Here is a 15,473-nt window from a genome sequence, read left to right on the forward strand (position 1 = left end):
CCTCCCCTGTCCCGCACGAGGCGGCCAGGACGGCGGCGGCGGCCAGCGCGACGAACGCACCGCCCCGGCGTGCCCGCCGGAGGGAGGGCGGGGTCTGAGCGGTCGTGGTCTGAGATACGGCGGTCTGAGATGCGGCGGTCACCGTGGTCACGGAAGGGCCTCCTTGTCGTCGGGGTTCTCGTGGGCGACGCTGTGGTCGCCTTCGTGGCCGTCACCGTACCCAGGCTCATTCCAGGCGCAACCGGGGTCGACCGGTGTCGCGCGCGTCAGGCGGCGGCCCGGAATCGCCGGAGCCGCAGGCTGTTGGCCACCACGAACACCGAGGAGAACGCCATCGCCGCCCCCGCGATCATCGGGTTGAGCAACCCGGCCGCCGCCAGGGGCAGCGCGGCCACGTTGTAGGCGAACGCCCAGAACAGATTTCCCTTGATCGTCCGCAGGGTGCTGCGGGACAACCGGATCGCATCGGCCGCCGCGAGCAGATCCCCGCGGACCAGGGTGAGGTCGGAGGCCTCGATAGCCGCGTCCGTGCCCGTCCCGATCGCCAGGCCCAGATCGGCGGTGGCGAGGGCGGCCGCGTCGTTGACGCCGTCGCCGACCATGGCCACCACGCGCCCGGCGCCCTGCAGCCGGCGGATCACCTCCACCTTGTCGGCCGGCAGCACTTCGGCGATGACGGTGTCCGGGCCGGGCTCGATGCCCACCTGCTGCGCCACCGACGCGGCCACCCTGACGTTGTCGCCGGTCAAGAGGATGGGAGTGAGCCCCAGGCCACGGAACTTCTCGACGGCCTCCGCGGAGGTGTCCTTGACCTGGTCGGCGACCACGAGCACCCCGCGGGCACGGCCGCCCCAGCCCACGGCGACCGCCGTGTGGCCGCGACCGGAGGCCTCATCGAACACCCGTTCGAGCTCGGCCGGCAACGGCATGTCCTGCTCGGCGAGCAGGGCGGGACGGCCCACCACGACGACCTCATCGTCGCCCTCACGGTGGCCACCCGCACCGAGCGCGATGAGCCCGGACACCCCCAGTCCCTCCGTGTTGCGGAACCCCGCCACCGGCGGGAGGTCGCCGACCCGCTCTCGGGCGCCGGCGGCGATGGCCCGGGCGATGGGGTGCTCGGAGGCGTCCTCCACCGCGCCGGCGCAGCGCAGCACCTGCGACTCGTCCTGCCCATCGGCAGCGGTCACCGAGACCAGCGCGGGCGTTCCGGTGGTCACGGTGCCGGTCTTGTCGAGCACGATCGTGTCGACGCGGCGGGTGGACTCCAGGACCTCGGGGCCCTTGATGAGGATGCCCAGTTGCGCGCCGCGGCCGGTCCCGACCATCAGGGCCATGGGCGTGGCCAGACCGAGCGCACAGGGGCAGGCGATGATGAGCACCGCGACCGCGGCCGTGAACGCCATGGAGGCACCGGACCCGGTGAGCAGCCAGAAGGCGAACGTCGCGGCGGCCAGGACCAGGACGGCGGGGACGAAGACGCCGGAGATGCGGTCGGCGAGGCGTTGCGCGGCGGCCTTGCCGGACTGGGCGTCGGTGACCATCTGTGCCATCCGGGCGAGTTGGGTGTCCGAGCCCACACGAGTGGCCCGGACGATGAGACGTCCGCTGGTGTTGACGGTTCCGCCCACCACCGCGTCGCCGGTGGAGACCTCGGTCGGCACTGACTCCCCGGTGACCATGGCGGTGTCGACGGCGGAGGCTCCGTCGACGATCCGGCCGTCGGTGGCGATCTTCTCACCAGGGCGCACGATGAACTCGTCGTCCACCTGCAGGTGTTCCACGGGGATCCGGGTCTCGACGCCATCGCGCACGACCGCCACGTCCTTGGCGCCGAGTTCGAGCAACGACCGGAGGGCCGCTCCCGCCGTGCGCTTGGACCTGGCCTCGATGTAGCGGCCCAGCAGGACGAAGGTGGTGACCCCGGCGGCGGCCTCGAGATAGATGTCCCCTGCGCCGTCGCTGGGAGACAGCGAGAACTCGAATCCGTGGGTCATCCCCGGCATTCCGGCGTGGCCGAAGAACAGCGCGTACAGCGACCACAGCAACGCGGCGGACGTGCCGATCGACACCAGGGTGTCCATGGTGAACGAGCCGTGCCGGATGTTGATCGCCGCGGCGCGATGGAACGGCCATCCGCCCCACACCACGACGGGCGCGGCGAGCGTCAGGGAGAGCCACTGCCAGTTTGTGAACTGCAGGGCGGGGATCATGGCCATGGCGATCACGGGCACGGACAGCACCGCGGAGACGATCACACGGTGGCGCAGACTCTCGACGCGGTCAGGCGCCGCGGAGTCGTCGGTGGCGTTGCCCGCATGCGCTGTGGCGGTGACCGCCCCGTCGGCGTGCGTCGTTCCCGGAACGGCGGCCGAGGTGCGGGGTCGTGGCCACCGGGCCGAATACCCCGCCTGTTCGACGGTGTCCAGCAGGAGCTGCGATTCCACGCCGGGGGCGTACTCGACCCGCGCCTTCTCCGTGGCGTAGTTGACCTCGGCGGTCACCCCGTCGAGTTTGTTGAGCTTGCGCTCGATCCGGCTGGCGCACGAGGCGCAGGTCATGCCCTCGATCTGGAGGTCGACGAATGCGGTCGCAGGCCCGCTGGAGACATCGGTGTCAGTCATGTCCGGTCAGCTCATTCCGCGTCGTGGAGTGTGTACCCGGCCTCGTCCACGGCCGCACGGACGAGCGCGGGGTCGACGGGCTCGGGGGCGACGACGACGAGGCGGCCCGACTCCAGGTCGACATCGACCGCGGTCACGCCGGGGATCTCCGAGACCTCTTCCCTGACGGAGGCGACGCAGTGTCCGCAGGTCATCCCGGAGACGGTGAAGGTGGCGGTGTCGGACATGAGGTTCTCCCTTGGTGGTGGATGGTCAGCGGTGTGCAGGAGCGGACCGGGTGTCGTGCCTCAGGACTTGACCAGGCGAGCGATGGCCGCGTTGGCCTCGGCGAGCTTGGCCTGTGCTTCCGGTCCGCCGTGCTCGATCGCCCCGGCCACGCAGTGGCCCAGGTGCTCCTCGAGCAGGTTGAGCGAGAGCGACTGCAGGGCCCGGGTCATCGCGGAGACCTGCGTGAGGATGTCGATGCAGTACTTGTCCTCCTCGACCATCTTCTGCAGACCGCGGGCCTGGCCCTCGATGCGGCGCAGTCGCTTGAGGTGATCGTCCTTGTTCGCGGTGTACCCGTGCTCGCCCATGGCGGATACGGTACCCCCCTAGGGTACCTGCCGCAAGGCCTGGGACACCCCGGCACCAGGCACCGGCGACCGGACGGGCTGCTACCGGTCAGGCTGCAGGCCGTGGTCGATCCCCCAGGCGACCGCCTGCGCGCGCGTGCCGACGCCCATCTTCCGGTACGCGGCACGGATGTAGGTCTTGACCGTGTTCGCGGACAGATAGCACCTGTCGCCGATCTCCCGGTTCGACAGGCCCTGCACGATCAGCCCCACCATCTCGGCCTCACGGGCCGAGAGGCCGGCATCCTTGGCGGGCCAGTCGTTGGCACCTGTGGCCGTGTGTCCCGGCCCCACCATCGTCACGACGCTCCCCGCCGCGATCTCCTCGATCCCACGCACCAGGTCCGCCGCGGGCAGGGCCTTGGACAGGAAGCCGTTCGCCCCCAACGCCAGGCTGTCGTCGACCGCGGCCCGGCCGGAGGCGAAGGAGTACACCGCGACCGCGCCGATCGACGGGTCCTCACGCAGCGAGGCGAGTCGGGCGTGTTTGCCCACCGGTGCTGCGAAGGTGTCGTACAGGGCCACGTCCACCGCCGTCGCCCCTTTGGACACCGCGTTCTTCTCCACGACCTCGACGCGGTCGGAGTACTCCGAGAGGATCGCGTTCACCCCGGCGACGACGACGAGATAATCGTTGATCACAGTCACCCTGACCGGCATGAACAGACAATAGCAACGAACCCCGGCTCACCCGATACCGCTATCACACCCCTGAGGGTGTGGCCCGACCACTTTCACACACCGGATGATGGAGTGTTCCTCCGCGAGCGATCCACGGATCGCCGCCGAACCGAAAGTGGGTTGATCATGTGGCTGAGGCAGCCTGGACTGCACTAGAAGATCGATGGGCCTGGGCCGACCGCGGGAACTGCGTGGGACACCAGGACCTGTTCTACAACGACGACCACGACCTCAAGGGCACGAGGCGCAAGAACGAGGAACTCGCCAAGCAACTCTGCTCGACGTGCCCGGTACTCGACCGGTGTCGCGCCTACGCCATCGAGGAGCGAGAGCTCTACGGCGTCTGGGGCGGCATGACCGAGATGGAACGACACACGAAAGCGGGCCGACTGCGCACCGGTTGACCTGCGCCGGGGCCGCGACGACCTGAGGCCACGTTGGCGCACAACGGGTTCCAGACGATGATCGCGCACCCCGTTCCCTCCCGCCGCCTCCGGGGCTACTCTTCTGCTACTCGAGGCCGGAGGAGAGTCGATGCCCGGTTTGTCACGTCGCCAGTTCCTGAGCCGCGTCGGCGCACTGGCCGCGGCGTGGGGCCTGGCACCGGCCGCGCTCGGCGGTCGACTCGCTGTGGCCCAGAGTCCTCCCGAGGTGCCGCGGTCGACGTTGTCCGGAACCATTCTCCGCAGAGAGGGCGAGGCCCGGTCCTATCGCACCCTGGCCGCGGGCCCGGGCGAGGCCCATCTGCCTCGGATGGACATCCTGCGTGCGTCTCCGTCTGCGGCACGAGCCGGGGCACGCCGTTCGCTCCTCTACCTCGGTCACCTGTCCGACATGCACGTCATCGACGCACAGTCCCCGTGCCGTATCGAGCCGATGATCGTCCAGGATCACGCCACGTGGGGATCGGCGTTCCATCCGCAGGACCCGCTCACCGTGCATGTGACCGCGGCGATGGTCAAGTCGTTCGCCGACAACTCGATCAGCCCCGTGACGGGGGCTCCGCTCGGTGCGGCGATCGTCACCGGCGACAGCGCGGACATGCATTCCCACCTCGAACTGCGGTGGTACATCGACGTCCTCGACGGGGTACCGGTGACCCCGAACAGCGGGTCCCCGACCCTGTTCGAGGGCGTGCAGGCCTGGCGGGACGCCCAGTGGGCGTACCGGCCGGAGGATCCCTCGGGCGGCGCGTTCGGCGACTACGGGTTTCCCCGGCTGCCCGACCTGTTGTCCCAGGCCATCTCACGCCCCGTCGAGTCGGTCGGCCTGCCGGTGCCGTGGTATGCGGTGTACGGCAATCACGACACGCTCCTGCTGGGCACCTTCGGTCTGTCCCCCCAGCTCCGTTCCCTCGCGGTCGGCTCGCAGAAGTCTCACACGCTGGCCGCCACCGCGTCGTCGACGCTGAGTGGATACGCCGCGACCGCGAGCCCGCTGCAGCGGCTCGGTGACGCGTTGGGGGTCCGGTCGGGTACCAGACCGGGATTTCGTGGGGTCACCGCGGATCCGCGCCGATACCTGTTCGAGCAACGCGAATTCATGGCCGAGCACTTCGACACCACGGAGACGCCCGGCCCCGTCGGGCACGGATTCACCCAGCACAATCTCGACTCCGGGGAGACCTGGTGGACCGCGGACCTGACGCCCCACGTACGGGTGTTCGGCCTCGACACCTGCAACGCCGTCGCCGGCGCCGACGGTGCGGTGCCGGGCGATCAGTTCGAGTGGCTCAGGGGCCAGCTGGATCGCGCGCAGTCGCAGGAGAAGCTCGTCCTCATCCTGACCCACCACAACAGCATGACCCTGGAGAACCGGGCGCGGCGACCGGGTTCGACGGCCACCCTCCACGGCGCCGACGAGTTCGTGGACCTGCTGCTGGCCTACCCGGTGGTGATCGGCTGGCTCAACGGGCACACCCACCAGAACCAGATCCTCGCCCACCGCGGACGCGACGGGGGCTTCTGGGAGATCACGACCGCATCCTGTATCGACTTCCCCCAGCAACAGCAGACCGTGGAGATCGTCGACAACCGGGACGGGACGCTGTCGCTGTTCACGACCGTTCTCGATCACGCGTCGCCGGTCACCCCGGGCTCCTCGGGCGGCTACCTGGACCTCGCATCGCAGAGCAGGGAACTGGCCGCGAACGACTGGGCCGAGAACCCCCTGATGAGGCGCGGCTCGGCACTTGACCGCAACACCGAGCTCCTGCTGCCCGCCCCGTTCGACCTGGACGCGATCACGGATGACTCACTGGAAGAGCAGCACCTGCGTGAACGCGCTCGCCTCCTCGCCCACGAGCAGCGAGCGCAGCGATGAGGCGGGGCACGGGGGACGGGAGCGGACGCGAGATGACGCGCCGGATGAAACGTGCGACGGGGGGAGCGTTCGTCGTGCTCGCGGTGGCGGGATGTTCGCAGATCGACGCGCTCGCGCCTGTCGGGGGAGCAGAAATCGCGGACCTTCGATACGCGGCGAACGAGGTCCTGCTTGAGCAGGGGGTCGAGATCCTCGTCGCACCGGTGTGCGAGGGCCACGGAGCAGGCCTGCGATGCGTGGGGGAGACCGTCGACGAGGAGACCATCACGGCGACGCTGACCTCCGAGGACGGCACGACCTTCGAGCTCGAGGTCGGGGAGCGCCTCATCTACTCCGGCCCCGTGCAGGCCGTACTCGACCGCAACGGCACGGTGGGTTCGAGATGAGCGGTGGGCGCACGATGACCGGGACATGGCGGGGCTGCGTCCGGGGTGCGCCTGTGACTGTCCCGGTCGTGATCGCCAACGCACTCGTCCAGGCGTTGCTGACAGTCGGCGATCCGGCCCCCGAGGCCGGGTGGGGATTCGCTCTCCGCGTGACGGTCTCGGGCGTGGCGATGATCGTCGCACTCTGGATGGTCGTCGGCGCGACTGCTACCGCGGTCCGCCCCGACGAGAGGTTCTCTGCGCCTCCGGTGCGGCTCCTGGCCGGTTCCGCGCTGGCGGTCCTGCTCGGAGTCCTCGCCGGAGTGCTCTCACCGATCCTGCCGATCGTCATCGCGTCAGCGGCGCTGCCCCTACTGTCGACGCTGGCCGTGACGCCGAGGGGGGCCGCGCGTCACACTCTCGCGCACTCCCCCGGCCGGGCCGCCCTCGCCTTCCTCGTGACCGTGCTGGTGCTCCTCGCCAACTGGATCGTGGCTCTGATCCTCGGCTTCTTCGTCACCGGGCCTGTTTCCGCAGCGCTGACGTGGGTGGTCTTCGGTGTGAGCGCGACACTTCTCGCCGCCTGGTGGGCCACGGTGCATCGCCGGGCCGCGGGCGCCTGAGCCGGATTCGGGCGACGTCACCACACGCGGCCACATGGCCGGCACCGATCCCGGATCGCGGCGTGATCGGGGTGCCCTCCCCCTTCTCGGCAGTGTCGCTTTACACTCCGTTCATCAGTGATACATGCCACACCAAGTCCGGGGGGACCGTGCTACTTCGTCGAACCGCGATGTGCGCTACCGCACTCGCCAGCGCTCTCGCGATGACCATCGGGGGTGGCGCCGTGGCCGCACCCGTCGCCTCGGCCCAGGGCTCGTCCAACGATCCTGCTCCCGCGTTCTACCAGCCGCCGGCCCAGTTGCCCGCCGGCCCGGGTGCGCTCGTCAAGACCGAGGCGTTCCCGCTCGCCGGTGCCATCCCTCCGATTCCCGGGGCGGAGTTCGTCTCCGACGCTGCCGGGCCGATCTCGACCGACGCCCAGCGGATCATGTACACCTCCGTCGGATCGAGAAACCAGAAGATCGCGGTGACCGGGACCTACCTCCAGCCCCGCGCCCCGTGGGCGGGCCCGGGACCGCGGCCGCTCGCGGTGCTCGCGCCGGGGACCCAGGGGATGGCCGACCACTGCGCGCCGTCGAAGACCTTCCAGAATCTGGCCAACGTCCGCACGGACCCGCCCGGTGTCGGTTTCGGTTACGAGATTATCCAGGCCTACGCGTTCCTGGCCCGCGGTTACGCGGTCGCGATGACCGACTTCGAGGGACTGGGCACGCCCGGCCTGCACTCCTACGTCAACCGCGAGGCCTCGGCCCGCGCGGTGCTGGACCTCGCCCGGACCGCCCCGCAGATCCCGGGCGCGGACATCGGCCCCTCGCCGCGCACCGTGTTCTCCGGCTACTCGCAGGGCGGCGGCGCGGTGGCGGCAGCGGCCGAACTGCACCCGCAGTACGCGCCCGATTTGAACCTGGTGGGTACCGCGGCCGGCTCCCCGCCGGCCGACCTCCTGGCCACGCTCGAGTGGTCCGACGGGTCGGCGATCGCCGGGGTGATCGGCTATGCGCTCAACGGCCTGGTCGACGCCTATCCGGAGATGGGCGGGCTGCTCGACGCCTATCTCAACGACGAGGGCCGGGCGATGCTCGCCGCCACCTCGCACCAGTGCATCGGCGAGACCGCCATCCAGTTCTTCCAGCAGCGCACCAACCGCTACACGACGTCCGGCCAGTCGGCCGGTGAGATCGCCAGGCAGGATCCGGCCATCATGAGCTACCTGGAGCGCGAGCGCATCGGTCGCCTGACGCCCAGCACTCCGGTCCGGATCCTGTCCCCGATGAACGACGACATCGTGCCCGGCCACCAGTCGCAGCAGCTCGGCCGGGACTGGTGTGCGCAGGGGGCCGCGGTCGAGATGGTCATCGACCACGCCCCGCCGGTGGCCACGGGATTCGCCCTCAACCACGCGGTACCGATGCTCTCCGGCCTCGGCGACACGGTGCAGTACCTGGCCGACCGGCTCGACGGCGTGCCGCCGCCGGTCAACTGCGGGACGTACTGAGCTGTCGAGCCGACGCCCCAGCCGCCTCATCCGGGTCCCGCAAGTAGGTTGCGCAAGCGGCTTGTAGAATCACGCGGGTGACCGACCAGCCCCACGCCCCGGCCAGCCCAGTCCCCGGCAGCCCCGCGCCCACCGACCCGACCGCACTGGCCACAGACCTGCGTGAGGCCCTCCGGCCGCTGTGGCGACGGTTCGCCGAGCACCGGACGCTGTCGATGGGAAAGGTCGGGATCCTCGCCCGACTCGACCGCCTCGGCGCCCTCACCGCCACCGACCTCGCCGCACACGAACGGATCAGCCACCAGGCGGTGGCGGGTGCGGTGCGCGAACTCGAGGCGATGGGGCTGGTCTCCCGGAATCCCGACCCCTCCGACGGACGTCGGGTCCTGGTAAGCCTCACCGGGTCCGGCCGCACCCGTCTGGTCGCCGAGCGCTCGGCCGGGCAGGAATGGCTGATCCGCGCCGTCACAGACGAGCTCAGCGAATCCGATCGCGCCACCCTCGCGGCGGCAGTTCCGCTGCTCGTCAGGCTGGACACCGAGGGCCCCGGGTGACCACGACAGGCCGCGCACCCGCGCCCCGCTGGTTCTTGCAGGCCCTCGTCTACGCCGGGCTCACCAGCTCGATCGTCAGCTCCCTGGGCATGCTGCTCGTCCCGTCGGTCGCAGGCGAGTTCGACATCACCGTCGGCGCCGCGCAATGGATGCTCACCGTCAACCTGCTGGTGGGCGCCGTCGCCACCCCGATCATGGGCCGCTTGGCGGACGGCCCTCACACCCGGCGGTTGCTCCTGGCGTCGCTGGCGGTGATCTTCACGGGGTCGGTCATCGCCACCGTCGCCACGAACTTCACCGTGTTCCTCCTGGGCCGAGCGCTGCAGGGCCTGCTCTACGGGACGGTCCCGGTCACCATCGCGCTGGCCCGCCGGCACCTGAGCTACTCGCGATCCCAACCGGCCATCTCGACGCTGTCGGTCACGGTCTCCGTGGGGATGGGACTGGGATACCCGCTCACCGGCCTGCTCGCCGCGGGCTTCGGCCACCGGTCCGCGTTCGCCTTCGCCGCCGTGTTCGTCGCCACCGCGGCAGCCGGGGTGTGGCGGTTCGTGCCCGCCGGACCCGATCCACTCGCGCCCCGGACCCCGCTCGACCTGCCCGGAGCGATCCTGTTGGGCGTCGGCCTGACCACCCTGCTGCTGTGGATCTCCGAGGCCCAGAGCTGGGGATGGGTCTCGCCGCGCGCCGCGGGGACGCTCGCGGTGTCGGTGGCCGCCCTCACGGGGTGGGCCGTGCACAGTGTGCGGACGCGGCACCCGCTCATCAACCTGCGCGTGGTGCGCCGTCCCGAGGTCCTGCTGGCCAACGCCACCGCGATCGGGCTGGGCACCGCTCTGTACATCGGCTTGTCGATCGCGAGCCTGGTGGCCCAGGCTCCGGGCGGAACCGGTTTCGGTCTCGCCGTCCCGCTCATGTGGGCGGGTTTCCTGATGGCACCGCTGTCCGTGGGCAGCCTCCTGGCCAACCGGGCGGTCCGCGCGCTCTCCCGTCGGGTCGACATCGCGGCCTTCCTCCCCGTGGGAGCCGCTGTGATGACCGCGGCCTCTGTGCTGCTGTGGGCTGCGCACGGGGACTTCCCCACGCTCGCCGTCGGGATGTTCCTCTTCGGCGCGGGGATCGGTTCCGGGTACGCCGCCATGCCCGCGTTGATCGCCCGGAGTGTCGCCGTGGACCAGCTCGGTAGCGCCGTGAGCTTCAACCAGGTCCTACGCACGGTCGGCGGCGCGGTGGGCGCAGCACTGTCCGCCGCCGCGCTCGCCGCGCACCCGTCGGACTCGACCTTCCCCACCGACGAGGGCATCACCATGGCGTTCGGCGTGGGCGTGCTGTGTTGCGGCGCGGTGATGGTGGCGTTGACGTGGCACGCGGTCGTGTCGCGACGGCGAGGTGGTCCATCCCACCGCACTCGGCGGTGACCGGCGATAGCGTCGCGGGTGTGCGCGCATTGACCTGGGGCCCTGTCGCCGCGGTGACGCTCGTCCACCTGATCGCGCTGGCGCTCGGGGCCGGGGCGGCCGCCGCCTGGTCCCAGGTGCTGCTCATGCCCGCGTTGGCGGTGGTGCTGCTCGGACTCCCGTCCGACGACCGCGGCCCCGCCTGGCCCTGGGCCCTGGGCGCGCTGGCCGCCAGCTGGGTCGGGGACTCGTTGCCGAGAGTCCTTCCCGCAGACGCCCGGTTCCTGGCGATGGTCGGCGGGTTCGCCGTGGCGCAGGGGCTGTGGATCGTCGCGTTCACCCGTGTGGACCGGGGCCGCTCGCCGTTCGCATGGACGCTGCTGCTCATCGTGGTCGCCGTCGCGCTGCTGATGGTGACCGTTCCCGAGGCCGGCCTCCTCGCCCCGGCCGTGGTGGTCTACGGACTGCTGCTGCTCACCGTGGCGTGGCTCGCGTCCAGCCACGGGTGGGTCGGAGCGCTCGGCGCCGCACTGTTCGTGGTGTCCGACGGCCTGATCGCGCTGGGCGCGTTCCGGCCCGAGCTCGTGGACTGGGCGAACCGCGATCTCATGGTGATGGCCACCTATGTCGGCGCCCAGGCCCTGTTCGTGATCGTCATCCTGCTCACGCGCTCTCCCGACCGCACCTTCGGCCGCGCACCCCGCCGCGGCACGCGTGTCCGCTCATCACGCGGCCGGCATCCGCGCTAGCGCCCGCGAGGTCCCCGTGCTCGCGCTCGGGATCATGCACCCCGGCCCGCGCAGTGGTGCGCGCGTGCGTCCAACGTCGGGAGCGAGCGGGCAGGCGCGGGAGCGAGCGGGCAGGCGCGGGAGCGGATGCAGCGGCAGCCCGGTGGGCCGGTGCGACGGTGAGACGGTGAGCCATTGAGCCCGCTGAGGGGGGTGGATTCGCCGGGGTGACGCCTCACCAGGTGATGCGTTCGGGGCGGGCGTCGGCCAGGACCTCCTCGCGGTCCTCGGGGAGCAGGAACCCCTCCTCGATGAGGCGGTCCGTGGCCGCGCGGTACGCCGCCAGATACTGCTCGCGGCCCGTCTGCGTCCCACCGGCGCGCCCGCCACCGGGCCACCGCTCCCGCAGAACCTCGTCGGGCAGCTCGACGGTCCGCCCCAGAAGCATGCACAGCGGCTGCGCCTCGGGATGGGGCACGCCGGTGAGGTGTTCCACCGGGGCCTCCACGACGGGGGTCCGAACGCCGCCCCGGCCGGTGCCGAACTCGTCGGGGACGACCTCGCCGTCGTCGGTCTCCACCGGCGGCGCGGCCGGCGGGCGCGCACCACCGGCGACCCACGACACCAGATGCCTCAGGGCGGCGCGGAGGACGAAGACCTGCTGGCCGCTGTTGACCGGGCCGCGGCAATCGACGAACTGCGCGAAGTCACCCAGTTGGTAGAGGTCCGCGTGGGCCTGTCCTGCGATCTCCCAGGACATCACGGACCTGGAATCGGGCTGGCGGGCGGGCAGCGACGCGATCCGACCCATGAGGTCCCCCTCTGCCTGGACCACCATCACGGGAACGTCCACGTCCTCTCGGATCGTTGCCGGTCCGCGGCCGAGGGCGGCGACGATGTCACTCCCGCGGCCACGGTCGTCGAAGGGCAGATATCCGGCTCCACGGCTGTGGAGGAGGAATCCGTCGAACACCCCGGCCCGCGGATGGACCCCGTTGACGTACGAGGTCAGCGCGAACGCCGACTGTGACTCGCCCACCGCGATCACCGACCGCGCGCGCAGGCCCGCCAGCGGCCCGTCCGCGTCCGGCTCGCGGGCATGGCGCCCCACCTGCGTGACGATGTCGTAGGCGTACGCGTCGCCGGGATGGTGCAGGTCCGCGTAGCGCTCGGCCCGCTGGGTCCGCAGGCCCGCCGTCCGCCCTCCGAGACCCACGGCCGCGTCCCCGCCCTCGACCGCGATGAACTGCGCAGAGACCCCGACCCAGGCGTGCCCCGCCCGCAGGATCTCCTCCGCCAGATACGTGTAGTCCGGCGCGGCATCCTGGCCACCGCTGACGTTGAGCCACTCGACCAGCACCACGCCGCTGAACGAGTCCGGCCGCGGTCGACGCACCAGGACGCGGGTCGCGAACGGTGCGGAATCAGCCTCTGTCAGCTCGAAACGCCCGTCGCGCGGCGTCGAGACCGGCGCGTAGGAGACCGCCTCGCCGCGACACGCCCACTCCGACTCGCCGAACCCGGCCGCCGCCAGATCCGGGGCCGCGCGCCCGGACATCGGCGGGAAGGCCTTGCCCTGGGTCAACTCTGCGAACGTGGCTCGCGGGGATCGCTCCATGGACCGATTGTGCCTCCCGTCGCCACGCACGGTCCGCGGTTCGTCGACCCTGAGCCCGCTCGGTACGGGACCCTGAGCCCGCTCGGTACGGTGGGAGCACTCGGTGGTGACCTCCCACGCCGCCCGATCAGGAGAGTGCCGTGACCGATCAGGACTCCCCCTCACACGCGCTGGACCGGGCCGTCGCGCTCCGACGCGTCCACGACGACCTGGTCCGGGGCCGCACCGTCGACGCATGGGCCAACATGGTCGGGCCGTTCGGTGGGACGACCGCGGCGACCATGCTGCAGGCGGTCCTGCAGCACCCGGCGCGGCACGGCGACCCGCTCGCCCTGACGGTGAACTACGCGGGCCCGGTCGCCGAGGGGGAGTTCGAGATCGAGGCCAGGCCCACCCGGACGAACCGGTCCAACCAGCACTGGTGGCTCGAGATGCGCCAGGGCGACCAGGTGGTCACCACCGCCACCGCGATCACCGCACTGCGCCGGGAGACCTGGTCGGAGACCGAGGCCACGGCGCCGATGGTCCCGGTGCCGGAGGACCTGACCCCGGCCGCGGCGGACCGCGGGGTCAGGTGGGTGGACAACTACGACATGCGGTTCGTCACGGGGCCGTGGCAGTCGGTCGAGAACGGGGACGCGACCCCGGAGTCGACCACCACGATGTGGATCCGGGATTCGCCGTCCCGCCCCCTCGACCACGTCGCGCTCACCGCGATGTGCGACTCGTTCTTCCCGAGGTCGTTCCTCCGACTCGGCCGGCCCGTCCCCGCGGGCACGGTCACGCTGACGATCCACTATCTGGCCACCCCGGACGAGATCGCGGCCCAGGGCACGGACTTCATCCTGGGCAGCGTCCACGCCCACCGGTTCCACGGCAACTACCACGACGAGTCGGCGCGGCTGTGGAGCCGGGATGGCAGGCTGCTCGCCACGAGCAACCAACTCATGTATTTCAAGTCCTGAGTACCGCGGGCCGGAGGAGGACCCAGCACATGTCGACCACTCGCAACCACACCACCCACGAGGTCCTCAACCAGGCGCCGCCGCGCGTGGACGTGGACGAGTTCGCGCTCAACCCCGCCCTCCGGGAGGCCGTGGGAGTCTTCGCGCCCGGCGCGGTTACCGACCGATTCCACGAGATCGGCCGACACGTGGGAACCGGGCAGTACCAGCACGACGCGGAGCTGGCCAACACCCTGCCGCCGGTGCACCACGCCCACGACCGGTGGGGCAACCGGGTGGACGAGATCGAGTTCCACCCCTCGTACCACCGGATCATGGACTACTCGGTGTCCCGAGGCCTCCACACCTCGGCGTGGGCCGACCCCGGCCCGGGCGCGAACGTCGAGCGGGCGGCGGGGTTCATGCTGGTCTCGCAGATCGAGGCCGGCCACGGCTGCCCCCTGTCCATGACTCACGCAGTGGTGCCGTCCCTCCGGCTCAACCCCGGGTTGGCCGCGGAATGGGAACCGGCGCTCCTGTCCACCGTCTACGACCCCGAATTGCGCGATCCGGCGACCAAGTCGGGAGTCCTGTTCGGTATGGCGATGACCGAGAAGCAGGGCGGTTCGGATGTCCGGGCCAACACCACCACTGCCACCCCGGTCGGGGACGGCCTGCACGTGCTGCGCGGCCACAAGTGGTTCTGCTCGGCCCCGCAGTCGGACGCCTTCCTGGTGCTGGCGCAGGCGCCGGAGGGTCTGAGCTGCTTCCTCGTCCCCCGCGTCCTCCCCGGCGGCGAGCGCAACCCCTTCCTGGTCCAGCGCCTCAAGGACAAGCTGGGCAACAAGTCCAACGCCTCGTCCGAGGTGGAGTTCGACGGCACCCTGGGCTGGATGGTCGGCGAGCCCGGCCGCGGGGTGCGCACGATCATCGAGATGGTCGGCCGCACTCGACTGGACTGCGTCCTGGGGTCGACCGCGGGCATGCGTCAGGGCGTGGCCGAGGCCGCATGGCACGCCCGACACAGAGCCGCGTTCGGCGCGACCCTGGTGGACCAGCCGGCCATGGCCGCCGTCCTGGCGGACCTCCAGCTCGAAGCGGAGGCCGCCACCTGGACTGCGACCCGCCTGGCAGCGGCCTATGACGACGACGAGTCCGCCGCGTACCGGCGGCTCGCCACCGCGGTCGCAAAGTACTGGACGTGCAAGCGCGGACCCAACCACGCCTACGAGTCGCTGGAATGCCTGGGCGGCAACGGCTACACCGAGGCGTTCCCGCTGGCCCGCCGCTACCGCGAGCAGCCGGTGCTGGCGGTGTGGGAGGGCTCGGGCAACGTCATCGCGCTCGATGTCCTGCGCGCGATGGCCCGCGAGCCCGAGTCGGTGGCCGCCTTCGAGGCCGAGCTGGCCGCCCAGACCGGGCGCCACGAGGTGTTCGACCGGCACGTCGAGCGTGTTCGCGGGCTGATCGGGCGGGCGGCCTCCGATCCCGCCGCGGCCCCCGCGAT

15 protein-coding genes are annotated in these 15,473 nt (G+C 71.1%); 10 read left to right on the top strand and 5 right to left on the bottom strand.

Annotated features, from left to right (window positions below):
* Window positions 1–266: 266 nt before the first annotated feature.
* The 4 genes from IY392_RS01955 to IY392_RS01970 all read right to left on the bottom strand — a co-directional run bounded on the left by IY392_RS01955 (window position 267) and on the right by IY392_RS01970 (window position 3,880).
* Window positions 267–2,624 carry a cation-translocating P-type ATPase gene (locus IY392_RS01955; RefSeq protein WP_194860372.1) on the bottom strand — a complete coding sequence of 786 codons (2,358 nt, stop codon included), beginning with the start codon at window positions 2,622–2,624 and terminating at the stop codon, window positions 267–269.
* An 11-nt stretch (window positions 2,625–2,635) separates the two neighbouring features.
* Window positions 2,636–2,851 carry a heavy-metal-associated domain-containing protein gene (locus IY392_RS01960; protein WP_107757656.1) on the bottom strand — a complete coding sequence of 72 codons (216 nt, stop codon included), beginning with the start codon at window positions 2,849–2,851 and terminating at the stop codon, window positions 2,636–2,638.
* A gap of 60 nt (window positions 2,852–2,911) precedes the next feature.
* Entirely contained in the window at window positions 2,912–3,199 is a 288-nt protein-coding gene (locus IY392_RS01965; RefSeq protein ID WP_107757657.1) for a metal-sensitive transcriptional regulator, read from the bottom strand.
* 81 nt (window positions 3,200–3,280) lie between these two features.
* Window positions 3,281–3,880 carry a response regulator transcription factor gene (locus tag IY392_RS01970; RefSeq protein ID WP_107758267.1) on the bottom strand — a complete coding sequence of 200 codons (600 nt, stop codon included), beginning with the start codon at window positions 3,878–3,880 and terminating at the stop codon, window positions 3,281–3,283.
* A 167-nt stretch (window positions 3,881–4,047) separates the two neighbouring features.
* Between IY392_RS01970 and IY392_RS01975 the strand changes: the two genes are divergently transcribed.
* The 8 genes from IY392_RS01975 to IY392_RS02010 all read left to right on the top strand — a co-directional run bounded on the left by IY392_RS01975 (window position 4,048) and on the right by IY392_RS02010 (window position 11,425).
* The gene (locus IY392_RS01975; RefSeq protein ID WP_107757658.1) at window positions 4,048–4,323 is read left to right on the top strand and encodes a WhiB family transcriptional regulator; all 276 of its coding nucleotides are present in this window, start codon (window positions 4,048–4,050) and stop codon (window positions 4,321–4,323) included.
* Window positions 4,324–4,453: 130 nt separating this feature from the next.
* A complete protein-coding gene (locus IY392_RS01980) occupies window positions 4,454–6,241 on the top strand; it encodes a TIGR03767 family metallophosphoesterase (RefSeq protein WP_194860373.1) in 1,788 nt (595 codons plus the stop codon).
* A 44-nt stretch (window positions 6,242–6,285) separates the two neighbouring features.
* On the top strand, window positions 6,286–6,627 hold the full coding sequence (locus IY392_RS01985) for a hypothetical protein (RefSeq protein ID WP_194860374.1): 342 nt from the start codon (window positions 6,286–6,288) through the stop codon (window positions 6,625–6,627).
* Window positions 6,628–6,695: 68 nt separating this feature from the next.
* Window positions 6,696–7,229 (top strand): hypothetical protein, encoded by a 534-nt coding sequence (locus tag IY392_RS01990; RefSeq protein ID WP_182612022.1) that lies wholly within the window; start codon window positions 6,696–6,698, stop codon window positions 7,227–7,229.
* Window positions 7,230–7,432: 203 nt separating this feature from the next.
* Complete coding sequence (locus IY392_RS01995) at window positions 7,433–8,725, top strand: lipase family protein (protein ID WP_194860375.1); 1,293 nt, start codon at window positions 7,433–7,435, stop codon at window positions 8,723–8,725.
* Between the two features lie 77 nt (window positions 8,726–8,802).
* Window positions 8,803–9,279, top strand: coding sequence for a MarR family winged helix-turn-helix transcriptional regulator (locus IY392_RS02000; protein ID WP_231750397.1), 477 nt, complete (start codon window positions 8,803–8,805; stop codon window positions 9,277–9,279).
* The gene (locus tag IY392_RS02005) at window positions 9,276–10,697 is read left to right on the top strand and encodes an MFS transporter (protein ID WP_194860376.1); all 1,422 of its coding nucleotides are present in this window, start codon (window positions 9,276–9,278) and stop codon (window positions 10,695–10,697) included. The genes IY392_RS02000 and IY392_RS02005 overlap by 4 nt, the downstream gene beginning before the upstream one ends.
* A gap of 20 nt (window positions 10,698–10,717) precedes the next feature.
* On the top strand, window positions 10,718–11,425 hold the full coding sequence (locus IY392_RS02010) for a lysoplasmalogenase (protein ID WP_194860377.1): 708 nt from the start codon (window positions 10,718–10,720) through the stop codon (window positions 11,423–11,425).
* A 214-nt stretch (window positions 11,426–11,639) separates the two neighbouring features.
* On the opposite strand, the gene IY392_RS02015 is transcribed toward IY392_RS02010, so the two are convergent.
* Window positions 11,640–13,022 carry an alpha/beta hydrolase domain-containing protein gene (locus IY392_RS02015; RefSeq protein WP_228548906.1) on the bottom strand — a complete coding sequence of 461 codons (1,383 nt, stop codon included), beginning with the start codon at window positions 13,020–13,022 and terminating at the stop codon, window positions 11,640–11,642.
* Between the two features lie 140 nt (window positions 13,023–13,162).
* On the opposite strand from IY392_RS02015, the gene IY392_RS02020 reads away from it, so the two are divergent.
* Both IY392_RS02020 and IY392_RS02025 read left to right on the top strand, forming a co-directional pair.
* Window positions 13,163–13,987 carry an acyl-CoA thioesterase II gene (locus tag IY392_RS02020; RefSeq protein WP_107757666.1) on the top strand — a complete coding sequence of 275 codons (825 nt, stop codon included), beginning with the start codon at window positions 13,163–13,165 and terminating at the stop codon, window positions 13,985–13,987.
* A 29-nt stretch (window positions 13,988–14,016) separates the two neighbouring features.
* On the top strand, window positions 14,017–15,473 hold a 1,457-nt coding region (locus IY392_RS02025), incomplete at its 3' end, for an acyl-CoA dehydrogenase family protein (protein WP_194860378.1).

Origin of the sequence: Dietzia sp. SYD-A1, assembly GCF_015356725.1 — a bacterium.
In the GTDB taxonomy this organism is placed as follows: domain Bacteria; phylum Actinomycetota; class Actinomycetes; order Mycobacteriales; family Mycobacteriaceae; genus Dietzia.

Excerpts from the sequence above, each read along its gene's own strand:
- IY392_RS01965 (WP_107757657.1), bottom strand. The coding sequence starts at position 3,199 with ATGGGCGAGCACGGGTACACCGCGAACAAGGACGATCACCTCAAGCGA.
- IY392_RS01995 (WP_194860375.1), top strand. The coding sequence starts at position 7,433 with ATGACCATCGGGGGTGGCGCCGTGGCCGCACCCGTCGCCTCGGCCCAG.
- IY392_RS01955 (WP_194860372.1), bottom strand. The coding sequence starts at position 2,624 with ATGACTGACACCGATGTCTCCAGCGGGCCTGCGACCGCATTCGTCGAC.
- IY392_RS01960 (WP_107757656.1), bottom strand. The coding sequence starts at position 2,851 with ATGTCCGACACCGCCACCTTCACCGTCTCCGGGATGACCTGCGGACAC.
- IY392_RS02015 (WP_228548906.1), bottom strand. The coding sequence starts at position 13,022 with ATGGAGCGATCCCCGCGAGCCACGTTCGCAGAGTTGACCCAGGGCAAG.
- IY392_RS01985 (WP_194860374.1), top strand. The coding sequence starts at position 6,286 with ATGAAACGTGCGACGGGGGGAGCGTTCGTCGTGCTCGCGGTGGCGGGA.
- IY392_RS01980 (WP_194860373.1), top strand. The coding sequence starts at position 4,454 with ATGCCCGGTTTGTCACGTCGCCAGTTCCTGAGCCGCGTCGGCGCACTG.